Consider the following 16,991-nt stretch of genomic DNA (forward strand, 5'->3'; position numbering starts at 1 on the left):
ATGGCTTCCACCCCTGAGCAGAAGCGCGCGCGGCTGGCGGAACTGCTGCGCGAGAAGCGCCGCCCCACGTCGCGGGTCCCGGCGTCGTTCGGTCAGGAGCGCATGTGGTTCCAGGAACGGCTGGCGCCCGGGCAGACCGGGTTGAACCTGCTCTACTCGGTGCGGCTGGAGGGCCTGCTCGATGTGCCCTCGCTGGCGGGGAGCCTGAACGAAGTGGTGCGCCGCCACGCGGTGCTGCGCACCACCTTCGTGGAGCAGGACGGACGGCCATGGCAGCGCGTCGCGCCCGAGCTGGACGTGCCCCTGCCCGTGGTTCCGGTGGCGGATGCCGCGGAGGCCTGGCGCGGGTTGCACGAGGCGGCTCGCGCGCCGTTCGACCTGGAGCAGGGGCCGCTGCTGCGCGCCGTGCTCTTCGCCGTCTCCCCCACCGAGCACCTGTTGCTGCTCGCGCTGCACCACACCGTGTCCGACGGCTGGTCCATGGGCCTGCTGGTGCATGAACTGGGCGTGCTCTACGAGGCCCTGGCTTCGGGCGGGACGCCGGTGCTGCCCTCGCTGGCGTTGCAGTACTCGGACTTCTCCGTGTGGCAGCGGGAGGCGTTGAAGGGGGAGGCGCTGGAGGCGGCGCTCGAGGTGTGGCGCTCGCGGCTGGATGCGCGGGCGGTCCTGTCGCTGCCCACGGATCGGCCCCGCACCGGACAGGCGGACAGCCGGGGCGCGACCGTGTCCTCGATGCTGCCCTCCGCGCTGGTCCAGCGGCTCGCGGCCCTGGCGGCGCAGGAGGGCACCACCCTCTTCACGGTGTTGCTCGCGGGCTTCAAGGTGTTGCTCCTGCGTTACTCCGGGCAGGATGACCTCACGGTCGGAACGCCTGTCGCAGGACGCTCGCGCGCGGAGCTGGAGCCGCTGGTCGGGCTGTTCGTCAACACGCTCGCGCTGCGCACTTCGCTTGAGGTGGACCCGTCATTCCGCTCGCTCGTGGGCCGCGTGCAGGCGACGTTGGTGGAGGCCTTCGCGCACCAGGACGTGCCCTTCGAGAAGCTGGTGGAGGTGCTCCAGCCTCCGCGCCAGTTGGACGTGCCGCCGTTCTTCCAGGTGATGTTCGTCCTGCAGAACACGCCCCTTCCGGCCGTGCGCCTGCCCGGGCTGTCGCTGGACGCGCAGTGGGTGGACAGCGGCTTCGCGCAGTTCGACCTCACCCTCTTCGCCTTCGAACAGGCGGACGGCCTGCGCCTCACCGCCGAGTACCGCACCGCCCTCTTCGATGAGGCCACGATGACGCGGCTGATGGGGCACCTGCGCGTCCTGCTGGAGGATGCCGTCTCCCGGCCGGATGCGCGCGTGTCGGAGCTGTCCCTCCTGGACGCGGACGAGCGGCAGCGCGTGCTTCATGCGTGGAGCGGGCCCCGGGAGGCGTTTCCTCGCGGGGTGCTGCTGCATCAGCGGGTGGAAGCGCAGGTGGCTCGCACGCCGGACGCGGTGGCCGTCACGTTCGGAGAGACGGCGCTCACCTATGCGGAGCTGGATGCCCGGGCCAACCAGCTTGCGTGGCACCTGCGCTCCATGGGCGTGGGGCCGGAGGTCCGCGTCGGGTTGATGCTGGAGCGGTCGCTGGAGCTGGTGGTGGCGCTGCTCGCGACGTTGAAGGCCGGAGGGGCCTACGTTCCGCTGGATCCAGCCCTGCCCGCACGGCGGCTCGCGTGGATGTTCGAGGACGCGCGGCCCGCAGTGGTGCTCATCCAGGAGCGGCTGGTGGCGCGGCTTCCAGCCGGAGACGCCGTGCCGGTGCTCCTCCTGGATTCCCAATGGGCAGAGGTGGCCCGGCAGCCGTCCGGGACGCCGCATCCGGTGGCCTCCGAGGACGCGCTGGCGTACGTCATCTTCACCTCCGGCAGCACGGGGCGGCCGAAGGGCGCGATGAACGCGCACGCGGGCATCGTCAACCGGCTCCTGTGGATGCAGGGGGCGCTGCCGCTGTCGCCGGGCGACGCGGTGTTGCAGAAGACGCCGTTCAGCTTCGACGTGTCCGTGTGGGAGTTCTTCTGGCCGCTGATGACGGGCGCGCGGCTGGTGGTGGCTCGGCCCGGAGGACACCAGGAGCCGGAGTACCTGGCGGACCTCATCGCGCGGGAGCGCATCACCGTCACGCACTTCGTGCCGTCCATGCTCCAGGCGTTCCTGGAGGCGCCCGGCCTGGCGCAGTGCGAGTCACTGCGCCAGGTGGTGTGCAGCGGTGAAGCGCTGCCGCTGGAGCTGGCCGAACGGTGCCTTGCGCGGCTGCCCCAGGTCCGGCTTCACAACCTCTATGGCCCCACCGAGGCCGCGGTGGAGGTCACCGCGTACGAATGCGTCCGCGGCGCGCTGGGGCGCTCGGTGCCCATCGGGCATCCGGTGGCGAATACGGACATCCGGCTGTTGGACGCGTCGCTGCGGCCGGTGCCCCAGGGCGTTCCCGGCGAGCTGTTCATCGGGGGCGTGCAGGTGGGCCGAGGGTACCTGGGCCGCCCGGACCTGACCGCGGAGCGCTTCATCCCGGACGCGTACAGCGACGTGCCGGGTGCCCGGCTGTACCGCACGGGGGACCTCGCCCGGTGGCTGCCCGATGGCGCCATCGAGTACCTGGGCCGCACCGACTTCCAGGTGAAGGTGCGCGGGCTGCGCATCGAGCTGGGGGAGATCGAGGCCGCGCTGGAGCAGCACCCGGCCGTGCGACAGGCCGTCGTCGTGGCGCTCGCGGGCGTCACGGCGAGCGACACGCGGCTGGTGGCGTATCTCGTCGGCCGGACGGAGGTGCCAGGGACGGAGGCCCTTCGGACGTTCCTCTCGGAGAAGCTCCCCGAGTACATGGTTCCCGGTGCCTTCGTGGCGCTGGCGGCCCTGCCCCTCACGTCCAGCGGCAAGGTCGACCGCAGGGCGCTGCCCGTGCCGGACGTCGCCTCGGGAGTGGCGCCGGAGTATGTCGCGCCTCGCACTCCTCTGGAGGAGCGGCTGGCTTCGCTCTGGGCGGAGCTGCTGCGCGTGGAGCGCGTGGGCGTGCACGATGACTTCTTCGCGCTGGGAGGACATTCGCTGCTCGCCACGCAGCTCCTTTCGCGCATCCGCTCGGCGTTGCAGGTGGAGCTGCCGCTGCGCTCGGTGTTCAAGGCGTCCACGCTCGCGGCCCTGGCTTCGGTGCTGGAGGAGGCGCGGAGCCAGAGCGAGGGTCCTCGGGCTCCGCCCTTGCGGCCCGTGAGCCGGGAGGGCGAGCTCGCGCTGTCGTTCGCGCAGCAGCGCATGTGGTTCCTGGAGCAGCTTCAGCCCGGGGGCGTTGCGTACAACCTGCCCGGGACCGTCCTGCTCGAAGGGGTGCTCCAGGTTCCCGCGCTGCGGCAGGCCCTGGATGCGCTGGTCGAACGCCAGGAGGTGCTGCGCACAACGTTCGCCTCTGGCGCCCACGGGCCGGTCCAGCGCATCGCGCCTCCAGCGCCGTGCCCTTTTGAGTTCGTGGACCTGGCTGACCTGCTGTTGCGGGACTTCGTCTCAGCGCAGGCGCGGCGGCCTTTCGACCTGGCTCGGGGGCCGCTCTTCCGCGCGGTGCTCGTGCGGCTGGAGGAGACGCGGCATGTGCTGCTCGTCCTCACGCACCACATCGCATCGGACGGCTGGTCCACGGGGGTGCTCGTGCGTGAGCTCGTTGCCCTCTATCGGGCCTTCGCTTCCGGCCAGCGTCCTTCGCTTCCGCCACTTCCCATCCAGTACGCGGACTTCGCCGCGTGGCAGCGCTCGTGGCTCCAGGGAGAGGTGCTCACCTCGCAGCTTGCGTTCTGGCGGGCGCAGCTCGCGGACGCGCCTCCGCTCTTGATGCTCCCCACGGACCGGCCGCGCCCGGCGGCGCAGACGTTCTCGGGGGACCAGCTCGCGGTGCGGCTGTCCCGGACGCTGACGGACGGCGTGCATGCCGTGGCGAGGCAGACGGGCGCCACACCCTTCATGGTGCTGCTGGCCGCGTACCAACTGCTGCTGTCCCGGTACGCCGGACAGGACGACGTCAGCGTGGGCGCTCCCGTCGCGGGCCGCACACGTTCGGAGACGGAGGGGCTGATCGGCTTCTTCGTCAACACGCTGGTGCTGCGCGCTCGCATCGACCCTCGCGCTTCGTTCCGGACGCTGCTCGCCCAGGTTCGCGCCACGACGCTCGGCGCCTTCGAACACCAGGACGTCCCCTTCGAGAAGCTGGTGGAGGAGCTCCAGCCCGCTCGCGACCCGAGCCACACGCCGTTCTTCCAGGTCACCCTCACCCTCCAGAACGCGCCCACCGCGGAGTGGCGGCTGCCCGACCTCACGCTGCGCGAACTGCCCCCTCCCTTCACCCCGTCGAAGTACGACTTCAGCCTCATCCTGGAGGAGTCGCCGGACGGCTTCACCGGCAGCCTCCACTACAACACCGACCTGTTCGCCCCCGTCTTCCTCCAGGGGTTGATGCAGGGCTACGCCACGCTGCTGGAAGCGCTCCCCGGACACCTGGAGGCACCGGTGGCGCAACTGCCGCTGATGTCCACCGAGGCACGGCGTCAGGTGCTGGAGGACTGGAGCGGCGTCGCCTCCGTCCGGGACTTCTCCGCGGAGTCCATCCCGGCCCGCTTCGCGGAGCAGGTCGCTCGGGCGCCAGACGCGGTGGCGCTCGTGTCCGAGTCCGGAAGCCTGTCCTATGCACGGCTCGACGCTCGGGCGAACCAGCTCGCCCACCACCTTCGCGCCTCTGGCATCTCCGAGGGCAGCCGCGTGGCCGTGCTGTTGCCGCGCTCCGTGGAACTCATCGTCTCACTGCTGGCCGTGCTCAAGAGCGGCGCGGCCTATGTCCCCGTCGACCTGAACGCTCCGCCCGAGCGCTGGTCCCTCCTGCTGGAGCAGTCCGGGGCGGGGATGGTCATCACGCTGGAGGCGCTCGCGGATGAACTGCCGTCGCTGATGACGCCGCTGGTGCTGTTGGACGCGGACGCGCCCCGGCTGGCTTCGCGTCCAGAGACAGCGCCGCCGGAGCCGCGTGCGGCTGGCGACAGGCTGGCCTATGTCCTCTTCACCTCGGGCTCTACCGGGACGCCCAAGGGCGTCTGCGTTCCGCACCGCGCCGTCTCGCGGCTGGTGGTGGACACCGGCTTCATGCGCTTCGGCCCGGAGGAGGTCTTCCTCCAGCTCGCGCCGGCCGCGTTCGATGCCTCGACGCTCGAGATCTGGGGGGCGTTGCTGCATGGGGCCCGGCTCGTGCTCGCGCCGCCGGGGGAGCTGTCCCTCTCGCGCATCGCGGAGGGGGTGACAGGGCACCGTGTCACCACGCTGTGGCTCACGGCCGCGCTCTTCGAGCAGATGGCCGTGCACCATCCGGAGGCCCTCGCCTCCGTGGCGCAGGTGCTGGCGGGAGGCGACGTGCTCCCGGCGTCCCGCGTGCGTGAACACCTGGCGCGGATGCGTCCGGGCACGGTGTTGATCAACGGCTATGGGCCCACCGAGAACACCACCTTCTCCGCCACGCACGTGATGCATGCGGGCGACGCCGTGGAGACCGCCGTTCCCATCGGGCGTCCCCTGCCCCACTCCACCGCGTACGTGCTGGATCCGGCGATGCGTCCCGTGCCCCCTGGCATGCCAGGAGAGCTGTACGTCGGCGGCGAGGGACTGGCGTGGGGCTACCTCCACCAGCCAGCCCTCACCGCCGAACGCTTCGTGCCCCACCCGTTCAGCGCGGCACCGGGAGCACGGCTCTACCGCACCGGCGACAGGGCACGCTGGAGCGCGGACGGCACGTTGGACTTCCTGGGGCGCACCGACTTCCAGGTGAAGCTGCGCGGCTTCCGCATCGAACCGGGTGAGGTCGAAGCGGCCCTGCGCGGACTGCCGGGCGTGCACGAAGCCGTGGCCCTGGTGCGCGAAGACGTCGCCGGAGACAAGCGGCTGGTGGCCTATGTCGCCGGTGCGGCGCTGGACGGCAGGGCCTTGCGCTCGGAGCTTCAGCAGCGGCTTCCTGACTACCTGATCCCCAGCGCCATCGTGGTGCTGGACGCCCTGCCGCTCAACGCCAACGGGAAGCTGGACCGCTCCGCCCTCCCCGCTCCGGAAGCCCCCGCGGCTTCGGCGGACACGTACGTCGCGCCTCGCGACGCGGTGGAGGAGCAGCTCGCCGCCCTCTTCGCGGAGGTGCTGCACGTGCCTCGCGTGGGCATCCACGATGACTTCTTCGACCTGGGGGGCCACTCCCTGCTGGCCACGCAGGTGGTGTCCCGCCTGCGCTCGTCGCTGGGCGTGGAGCTGCCCCTGGGCGACCTCTTCGCCGCGCCCACGGTGGAGACGCTCGCGGTCCGTGTGGCGGCCCTTCGCTCGCGGGGGGACTCCCGGCCGGGGACGCCGCCGCTCGTGGCCGTGCCTCGCTCCGGCCCCGTGCCGCTGTCCTATGCGCAGCAGCGGCTGTGGTTCCTGGATCAACTCCAGCCCGGCAGCGCCTTCTACAACGTGCCCGGCATCCTGGTGCTCGACGGCGCGCTGGATGCCTCCGCGCTGGAGCAGTCCCTCCAGGCCCTGGTGCGCCGGCATGCGGTCCTGCGCACCACGTTCGTGTCCGACGGGGACTCGCCGGTCCAGCGTCTCCATGCCGAAGCGGCGCTCACGCTGCCCGTCGTCTCGCTGGAGTCCCTCCCCGAGGACCGCCGTGACGCTGAGGCGCACCGGCTCGCCGCCTCCGAGGCCGAGCGGCCGTTCAACCTGGGCACCGGGCCGCTCGTGCGCGCCGTGCTGCTGCGGCTGGAGTCACGGCGTCACTGGCTGCTGCTCACGCTGCACCACATCGTCTCCGACGGCTGGTCCATTGGCGTCTTCGCTCGCGAGCTGGGCGCGCTGTACCGGGCCTTCGCTTCCGGTGAGGCTCCAGCGCTGCCTCCCCTGCCCCTCCAGTACGCGGACTTCGCCCTCTGGCAGCGCTCGTGGCTCCAGGGAGACGTGCTCCAGGCGGAGCTGGAGTGGTGGCGCGGGCAGCTCGACGGCGCGCCCACCGCGCTGGAGCTCCCCACCGACCGGCCACGCCCCGCGGCGCAGTCGTTCCGGGGCGCTTCGCTCCCCGTGGCGCTGTCCCCGGACGTGTCCGGCGCGGTGAAGGCGCTGGCGGCCAGGGAGGGCGCCACGCCGTTCATGGTGCTCCTCGCGGGCTTCCAGTTGGTGATGGCTCGCTACTCGGGCCAGGACGACGTGCTCGTGGGCTCCGCCATCGCCAACCGCAACCGCGCGGAGACGGAGGGGCTCATCGGCTTCTTCGTGAACACGCTGGTGCTGAGGGCACGCATCGACCCTCGCGCTTCGTTCCGGACGCTGCTCGCCCAGGTGAAGACGACGACGCTCGCGGCGTACGCGCACCAGGACCTTCCCTTCGAGAAGCTGGTGGAGGGCATGCAGGGCGCCCGGGACCTGAGCCGGTCCCCGCTGTTCCAGGTGGCGTTCACCTTCCAGAACGCTCCCGCGGACGCGCTGGACCTTCCCGGCCTCCGCCTGGAGCTGCGCGGCGGGGAGACGACCACCGCGAAGTTCGACCTGGACTTCAGCCTCCACGAGCGGGACGGCGCGTTCAGCGGCAACCTGAACTTCAGCACCGACCTGTTCGACCCCGCCACCGTCGCGCGGATGATGGCGCACTTCCAGGCGCTGCTCGCGGCGCTCACGGCCCGGCCTGACGCGCCCGTGCGGGAGCATTCGCTGCTCGACGCCGGGGAGCGCCAGCGCGTGCTCGTGGACTGGAACGCCACGCAGCGCCCGCTCGCGCCCCACACCGTGCCGGAGCTGTTCGCGGCCCAGGTGCTCCGCGCTCCGGAGGCCATCGCGGTCCAGCATGAAGGCCAGGTGCTCACCTACGCGGCGCTGGCGGAGCGGGCGCGGCGGCTGGCCCGGCGGCTGCGCGCCTTCGGGCTCCCTCCGGAGGCCCGGGTCGCGCTGTGCGTGGAGCGGGGGCTGGAGCTGGTGGTGGGGATGCTCGGCATCCTGGAGGCGGGCGGCTGCTACGTGCCCATGGACCCCGCGTATCCACGCTCGCGCCTCGCGTTCATGTTCGAGGACGCGGGCATCCGCGCGGTGGTGGGCCAGCGGGACCTGCTGGGCGCCCTGCCTGGACACTCCCTGCCCACGGTGTGCCTGGAGCTGGAGGAACCCGGCCAGGAGCCGGCGCCCGCCTCCGTGGACGTCACCGTGCGCCCGGGGCAACTGGCCTACGTGCTCTACACGTCGGGCTCCACGGGAACGCCCAAGGGCGTGGGCATCACGCACCAGTCCATCGTGCACCTGGTGCGGGACACGAACTACGTCCAGCTCGGGCCGGATGACCGCGTGGTGCAGGCGGGCACGCCTTCGTTCGACCTGGCCACCTTCGAGGTCTGGGGCGCGCTGCTCAACGGCGCGCGGCTCGTCATCCTGCCGCGTGAGGTGACGCTGGCTCCGGCGGAGCTGGCTCGCACGCTGCGCGAGGCCGGCGCCACCACGGCCCTGTTCGCCACGGCCCTGTTCCACACCGTGGCGCGTGAAGTCCCTGATGCCTTCGCCACGATGCGCACGGTCCTCTACGCCGGTGAGGCCGCGAACGCGGACGCGGCTCGCGCGGTGCTGCGCGCGGGGCCTCCGGGCCGGCTGGTGAACCTGTACGGCCCCACGGAGACGACCGTGGGCGTCACCACGCATGACATCGTGGGCCTGCCGGAGCACGCGGCGTCGGTGCCCATCGGCCGGCCGATGACGCGCGTCCAGACGTACGTGCTGGATGCGCACGGGCAGCCCGTGCCCGTGGGCGTCCCGGGCGAGCTGTACCTGGGCGGTGACGGTCTGGCCCGGGGCTACCTGGGGCGCCCCGCGCTGACGGCGGAGCGCTTCGTGCCTTCACCGTTCGGCGACGTGCCCGGTGCGCGGCTGTACCGCACGGGCGACCGGGTGCGCTGGCTCGCGGATGGGACGCTGGACTTCCTGGGCCGCATGGACACGCAGGTGAAGCTGCGCGGCTTCCGCATCGAGCTGAGCGAGGTGGAGGCCGTCCTCCGGCAGCATGCCTCGGTGAGGGCCGCGGTGGCGGGGGTGGTCGAGGAGCGCCTCGTGGCGTGGTTCGTTCCGGGCGCTCCGGTGGAGGCAGCGGCGCTGCGCGCCTTCGTCTCCGAACGGCTGCCCGCGCCGCTGGTGCCCTCCGCGTTTGTGTCGCTGGACGCGCTTCCGCTCACGCCCGTGGGCAAGGTGGACCGCAAGGCCCTGCCTGCTCCGGATGCGCGCTCGGTCGCCGCCGGGCCCGTGGGGCCGGAGCGGATGACGCTCTTCCAGCAGCGCATCGCCGCGCTGTTCCAGGACCTGCTCCGCCTGGAGTCGGTGGGGCTGCACGATGACTTCTTCGTCATCGGGGGGCACTCACTGCTCGCCACGCAGCTCGTCTCCCGGCTGCGTTCGACCTTCGGCGTGGAGCTGCCGCTGCGCGCCCTCTTCGATGCGCCCACCGTCGCGCGCCTCACGGAGCGGGTGGAGGCCAGCCTCCTCTCGCGCGTGGAGGGGTCGCGCATCCCGGCCCTCGTCGCGACGTCGCGGGACCGGGACCTGCCGGTGTCCTACGCGCAGCAGCGGCTGTGGGTGGTGGAGCAGCTCCGCCCGGGCGGCAGCCATTACACGATCGCCACCGCGCTGCGGCTGGACGGCGCGTTGGATGTGGAGGCGCTGCGCCGCGCCCTGGAGCTCGTGGTCTCCCGGCATGAGGCCCTGCGCACCACGTTCGCGATGAAGGAGGGCCAGCCCGTGCAGCACGTGCACCCGGCGGGCACTTGGGAGCTGCCGGTCACCGACCTGGGGACCCTGCCTCAAGAGACCCGCGAGGCCGAGGCCCAGCGGCGCTCCGTGGAGGAGGCCGCGCTCCCCTTCGACCTGGGCCGGGGACCGCTCCTGCGCACACGGCTGCTCCGCCTGGACGCGCGGGAGCACCTGCTGCTCCTGTGCATGCACCACATCGTCTCCGACGGCTGGTCGCTGGGCGTGCTCGTCCGCGAGGTGGCTGGCGCCTACGAGGCCTTCGCTTCGGGCCGGACGCCCGTGTTGCCGTCGCTGCCGGTGCAGCCCGCGGACTTCGCCGTGTGGCAGCGCTCCTGGCTCCAGGGGGAGGTGCTGGCCCGGGAGGTGTCGTGGTGGAAGCAGCACCTCGCCGGGGCACCCCAGGTGCTGGAGCTGCCCACGGACAAGGCGCGTCCACCGCTCCAGTCCACGAAGGGGGCGCTGCTCCCCGTGCACCTTCCGTCCGCGGGCGTGGAGCGCTTGATGGCGTTGGGCCGCTCGGAGGGCGCGACGCCGTACATGGCGCTGCTCGCGGTGTGGCAGGTGCTGCTGTCGCGGTACTCGCGGCAGGAGGAGCTGCTGGTGGGCTCGCCCATCGCGGGCCGCGACCGGGCGGAGCTGGAGGGGCTGGTCGGCTTCTTCGTGAACACGCTGGTGCTGCGCGGGCGCGTGCGGCCGGGGGACTCGTTCCGGACGCTGCTCTCCCAGGTCCGGGCCACGGCGCTCGCCTCCTTCGAGCACCAGGACCTGCCGTTCGAGAAGCTGGTGGAGGAGCTCCAGGTGGCTCGCGACCTGAGCCGAAACCCGCTGGTGCAGACGGTGTTCGCGCTCCAGAACGCGCCCGCTGGCGAGCTGAAGGCGCCGGGGCTCACGCTGCGGCCCGTGCCGGTGGACAACGCCACGGCCCGCTTCGACCTGGGCCTGTTGCTGCACGAGGCGCCGGACGGCCTGCGCGGCGTCATCGAGTACAGCACGGACCTCTTCGAGCGTCCCACCGTGGAGCGGCTGGCCGGCCACCTGCGCACGCTGCTGGATGCCGTCGTCGCCGCTCCGGACGTCCCCCTGGCCCAGGTGGAGTGGCTCACTCCCGAGGAACGCCAGCAGGTGCTCACGGTGTGGAACGCGACTGGCGTGGACTACCCGCGTGAGTCGAACCTCGTGGTGCGCTTCGCGCTCCAGGTCGCGCAGCGTCCGGAGGCCATCGCGCTGGAAGCAGGTGACGCGCGGCTGACGTATTCGATGCTCGATGCGCGGGCGAACGCGCTGGCCTGGGTGCTGCGCTCGCATGGCGTGGGGCCGGACGCGCTGGTGGCGGTGTGCCTGGAGCGCTCCGTGGAGCTCGTCGTCACGCTCCTGGCCATCCTCAAGGCGGGCGGGGCCTATGTGCCCCTGGATGCCGCGTATCCCGCGCGGCGACTGGCCCTCATGCTGGAGGACGCGCCGCCCCGGCTGCTCGTCACCACCCGCGCGCTGCGGGCGTCGCTGCCGGTCGCGGAGGCCGTGCCGTGCGTCTTCGTGGAGGAGACGCCCCTGGAGGACCAGCCCTCCGCGGCGCCGGACGTGGCGCTCTCCTCGCGGAACCTCGCGTACGTGGACTTCACCTCCGGCAGCACCGGCCGCCCCAAGGGCGTCGCCGTGGAGCACCGGGGCGTGCTGCGGCTGCTGCACGGCGCCCCCTGGGCCCGCTTCACTCCGGACGAGACCTTCCTGCTGATCGCGCCGCTGTCCTTCGACGCGTCGACGTTGGAGCTGTGGGGCCCGCTGCTGTCCGGCGGCAGGCTGGTGGTCTTCCCGCCCCGGCCGCCCACGGACCTGGAGCTGCTGGGGCAGATCCTCCGCCGTCACGGCGTCACGTCGCTCTACCTGTCCGCGGGCTTGTTCGCGCAGGTGGTGGACGTGAAGCTGGAGGTGCTGCGCGGACTGCGGCAGCTCTTCGTCGGCGGGGACGTCCTGTCCCCCACGCACACGCGCCGCGTGGTGGAGACGCTGGGCCTGCCGGTGGTCAACGGCTACGGCCCCACCGAGGCCACCGTCTTCACCTGCTGCCTGCGCATGGAGCGGCCCGGGGACGTCCCGTCCGAGGCGATCCCCATCGGGCCTCCGCTGCCGAACACGCGGACGTTCGTGGTGGACGGCTCGCTGCGGCCGGTGCCCGTGGGCGTTCCGGGGGAGCTGCTCATCGGCGGAGACGGGCTCGCGCGGGGATACCTCTCCCGCCCGGACCTCACCGCGGAGCGCTTCATCCCCCACCCCTTCGCCACCACGCCCGGAGAGCGCGTGTACCGCACGGGGGACCGGGTGCGCTGGCGCGCGGACGGAAGCCTTGAGTTCCTGGGCCGCATCGACACCCAGGTGAAGGTGCGGGGCTACCGCATCGAGCTGTCCGAGGTCGAGGCCGCCCTCCGGGACTGGCCCGCCGTCAGCGACGCGGCCGTGCTCGTGCGCGAGGACGTGCCCGGCGACAAGCGGCTCGTGGCCTACGTGGTGGCCGGCGCGCTGGATGTCCAGGCGCTGCGCGAGCACCTGCGGCAGCGGCTGCCCGAATACATGGTCCCGGCGGCGTTCGTCCCGCTGCCCGCGCTGCCGCTCACCGCCACCGGCAAGCTGGACCGCCAGGCCCTGCCCGCGCCGGACGTCTCGGCGAGTGCTCGCAAGGGGCGGTTCGTGGAGCCCGCGGATCCGCTGGAGGAGCAGCTCGCCGCCATCTGGGCCCGGGAGCTGGGCACGCGGAGCGTCGGCGTCCACGACCACTTCTTCGAGGACCTGGGCGGCACGTCGCTCACCGTGGTCCGCGTCGCCAGCCGGTTGCACGAGGCGCTCCAGCGCGACGTGCCCGTGGTCTGGCTGTTCGAACATCCGACGGTCCACGCACTGGCCCGGCGGCTGGTGCGCGAAGGGCACCCCGAGCGCCTCGCGGCGCCCCCCGCCCCTGCCTCCACGCCGCCGGTGGAGCCCATCCCGTCCGTGCCCTCCACGCCCGCTTCCGCACCGGTTCCCGCGCCCATGACCTCCAGCTCCGCTTCCACGGCCGCGACGGACCGGGCGGCCGCGCCGCCGTCGAACGCCATCGCCATCATCGGCATGTCCGGGCGCTTCCCGGGCGCTGCGTCGGTGGAGGAGTTCTGGCGCAACCTTCGTGAAGGCGTGGAGTCCATCTCCCGCTTCACGCCCGAGGAGCTGGAGCCGATGCCCGGCCTGCCTCCGGGCGTGGCGCTGTCACAGCATCCGGGGTTCGTGCCCGCGCAGGGGGTGCTCGCGGACATCGACCAGTTCGATCCCGCGTTCTTCGACATGTCCCTGCGCGAGGCGCAGTGGACCGACCCGCAACAGCGGATGTTCCTCCAGTGCGCGTGGGCGGCGCTGGAGGACGCGGGACTCGATCCGGCGCGCTTCCCGGGCGTCATCTCCCTCTTCGCGGGCGCGAACGAGTCCGGGTACGCGAACGAGGTGCGGCGGCACCTGCCGTTGGACTCGGCGGCGTTCTTCGAGCTGTACGGCACGGCGACCTACCAGAGCCTGCCGACGAAGGTGTCCTACAAGCTGGGGCTCACCGGTGAGAGCCTGCTCGTGTACACGGCGTGCTCCACGGGGCTCGTGGCGGTGCACGTCGCGTGTCAGAACCTGTTGTCCGGTCTGTCGGACGTGGCGCTCGCGGGCGCGACGCGGCTGTCCGTGCCGCAGCGCACCGGCTACGTGCACCAGGAGGGGATGATCTACTCCCCGGACGGGCACTGCCGCGCCTTCGACGCGCAGGGCAAGGGCACCGTCTCCGGCAGCGGCGTGGCGGCCGTGGTGCTCAAGCGGCTGGAGGACGCGGTCCGCGACGGCGACCCCATCCACGCCGTCATCCGAGCCACCGCCGTCAACAACGACGGGCGCGACAAGTCCGGCTTCACGGCGCCGAGCGTGCAGGGTCAGGCGGCCGTCATCACCCAGGCGCTGCGCCGCTCCGGCGTGGCGGCGACGGACATCGGCTACGTGGAGGCGCACGGGACGGCGACGCCGCTGGGCGACCCCATCGAGGTCGCGGCGCTCCAGCGCGCCTACGGCATGGGGGCCGAGCACCGGGGCACCATCCCGCTGGCGTCGCTCAAGACGAACGTGGGCCACCTGGACACGGTGGCGGGGCTCGCGGGGCTGATCAAGGTCGCGCTGTCGCTGCGCGAGGAGGAGATTCCCCCCAGCCTCCACTTCGAGGCGCCGAACCCGCGGATCGACTTCGACGCGGGGCCGTTCTTCGTCAACACGCGCCTGCGGCCCTGGCCTCGGGGGAGGACGCCCCGGCGCGCGGCGGTGAGCTCGTTTGGCGTGGGCGGGACGAACGCGCACGCCGTGCTGGAGGAGGCGCCCGTCGTCCGGAGCGGGCCCACGACGCGCTCGCACCAACTGTTCGTGCTGTCGGCGCGCTCGCCGGAGTCGCTGGAGGCGGGAGCGCTGGCGCTGGCGTCGCACGTGCTGGCGGACCGGTCTCCGGAGGCGCTGGAGGCCGCGTCGTTGAAGCTGGCGGATCAGGTCCTGTCCGCGCGCTCGCCGGAGGCCCTGGAGGCGGCGGCGAAGCAGCTCGCGTTGCGCGTGCTGTCGGCGCGCTCGCCGGAGTCGCTGGAGGCGTTGTCGGCGCGGTTCTCCCTGGAGGTCGTGGGGGACGCGGGGGCGTTCGCGGACGCCGCGTACACGCAGGCCGTGGGGCGCCGGGCCTTCGAGTACCGGCGTGTGGTGGTCGCCCGGGACGCGGAGGAGCTGGCGAAGCAGCTTCGCAAGCCGGCCACGCCCGCGCGGTTGAAGGACGTGGAGGCGGCGCGCCGCAAGCGGGTGGCGTTCGTCTTCTCCGGTCAGGGCTCGCAGCAGGTGGGCATGGGGCGGGAGCTGGATGCGACCGTGCCCGCGTTCCGCGCGCAGGTGGACGCGTGCCTGACGCTGCTGGATGCGCCGCTGCGTTCGAGGGTGGAGACGCTGCTGCGTCCGGGGCCCGGCCAGGAGGCGGAGGCGTCCGCGATGCTCTCCGACACCCGCGTCGCGCTGCCGGCCCTGTTCACGGTGCAGGTGGCGCTGGCCCGGCTGTGGCAGGCGTGGGGCATCGCTCCGCACGCGGTGCTGGGGCACAGCTTCGGTGAGTACGCCGCCGCCTGTGTCGCGGGCGTGCTCTCGCTGCCGGATGCGCTGCGATTGGCCGTGGTTCGCGGGGAGCTGATGCACCGGCTGCCACCGGGCGCGATGCTCGGCGTGGCGCTGCCGGCGGCGGAGGTCCAGCCGCTGCTGTCCGGACGGCTGACGCTCGCGGCCGTGAACGCGCCGGACCGGTGTGTCGTCTCCGGGCCCGTGGACGAGGTGGAGCGCCTCCAGGCGGAGTTGCAGCAGCGCAAGGCGGGCGCGGTGCGCATGCCGTCGGGACATGCGTTCCACTCGGCGGACGTGGAGCCGTTGATGGTGGAGCTGGCGCGCGCGGTGGGGGCGCTCCAGCGGCACGAGCCTTCCGTGCGGTACGTCTCCAGCCTCACGGGGGCGCTGGCGCGTCCGGGTGAGCTGGCCGCGCCGGAGTACTGGGCCACGCAGATGCGGCAGCCCGTGCGCTTCACGGACGCGGTGGGGGCGCTGCTGGAGGAAGGGTGCGGCGTGTTGCTGGAGGTGGGGCCCGGCCAGGACCTCACCCCGCTGATCCGCGCGTGCCTGGGCGAGGACCGGGAGCGCGTGAAGGCGCTCGCGTCACTGCGCAGGGGCGGTGCGACGACGGAGCAGTCGGGGTTGCTCCAGTGCGTGGGCGAGCTGTGGATGCAGGGGCTGGAGGTGGACTGGACCGCGTTCTACGCCCACGAGCAGCGCCGCCGCGTGCACCTGCCGACGTACCGGTTTCAGCGCAAGCGCTGCTGGGTGGAACCTCGCGGTCAGGACGGTGCGCCCGTGGTCACCGACGCAAGCGGGTCGCCCCAGGCTTCGAGCGTGCACAGCGGTAGTCCTGGGATGTCCTCCGCTTCGCCCGCGCTCACAAGCGCGGCAGTGCCCCCCCCGCCCGTGGAGCCTCCTTCCCGCCCGGTTCCCGGGAGCCATGCGGTGACGTCTTCATCCTTGGAGCGCCCTGCCCTCCCGCCTCCGGGAGGCCGTGAGGACGCGCCTCGCGGTGACGTGGAGGTCCGCATCGCCACGCTGTGGCGTCAGCGGCTGGGCGTGGACTTCGTCGGGCGTGATGACAACTTCCTGGAGCTGGGCGGCAACTCGCTGATGGCCGCGCAGCTCCTCAACCAGCTCCGCGACACCTTCCACGTCCAGGTGCCGCTGGCGGCCCTCTTCGAAGCGCCCACCGTCGCGGGGCTCGCCTCCCGCATCGAACCGCTGCTCCAACAGGCCCCGGCCCAGGAGCCCACGCGCGAGCTGCCGCTCGTGCCCCGATCCCGGACGGAGCCGCTGCCCCTGTCCTTCGTGCAGGAGCGCGTCTGGCGCCTGGAGCAGCACCTGCCCGGCCTGTCCGCGTACACCATCCCCTTCGTCCTGCGCCTGGAGGGCCCCGCCGACGCCGCCGTCCTGGAGCGGGCCATCCAGGAGGTCGTCCAGCGCCACGAGGCCCTGCGCACCACCTACGACGCCGTGGACGGACAGCCCGTGCAGCGCTTCCATCCCCACGTGCGCATCCCGCTCCCCCTCGTGGAAGTGGAAGGCACGCCCAGGGAACGCGAGGAGGCCGCCCTCTCCATCGCCCGCGAAGACGCCGCGCGCCCCTTCGACCTGGTGCGAGGCCCCGTGCTGCGCACCACGCTCGTGCGCCTGCGCGCGGACCTGCACCTGCTGGTCTGCGCCATCCACCACATCGTCTGCGACACGCTGTCCACGTCCCTCTTCCTCCAGGAGGTGGGGCAGCTCTACGCCGCCTTCCTCCAGGGCCAGCCGTCCCCGCTGGCGCCCCTGCCCGTGCAGTACGCGGACTTCGGCGCGTGGCAGCGGCAGTCGCTCGCGGAGTCGCGCTTCCCGGAACAGGAACAGTGGTGGCGCCAGCGCCTGGCCGGCATGCCGAGGCAGCTCGGCATCCCCACGGACCGGCCCCGTCCCGCGAGCTGCCCGCTCACCTCCGAGCGCATGGTGCTGGACTTCCCACCGGAGCTCGCCGAGGCGCTCGTCGCCTTCGGACGCAGCGAGGGCTTCACGTCGTACATGACGGTGCTCGCCGCGTGGAACGCGCTCCTGCACCGCTACACCGGTCAGGC

Annotated in this window: 1 protein-coding gene (running past one end of the window); it reads left to right on the top strand. The window is 72.7% G+C overall.

Translation table 11 applies throughout. The features are described 5' to 3' along the window. Positions 1–16,991 carry the 5' portion of a non-ribosomal peptide synthase/polyketide synthase gene (locus K8612_RS08720; protein ID WP_223761947.1) on the top strand. 15,109 nt of this gene lie beyond the right edge of the window, so 16,991 of the gene's 32,100 nt are visible here — the first part of the coding sequence; it begins with the start codon at positions 1–3; its stop codon lies beyond the right edge, outside the window.

It is taken from the genome of Corallococcus sp. AS-1-6 (assembly GCF_020037015.1).
GTDB lineage: Bacteria > Myxococcota > Myxococcia > Myxococcales > Myxococcaceae > Corallococcus.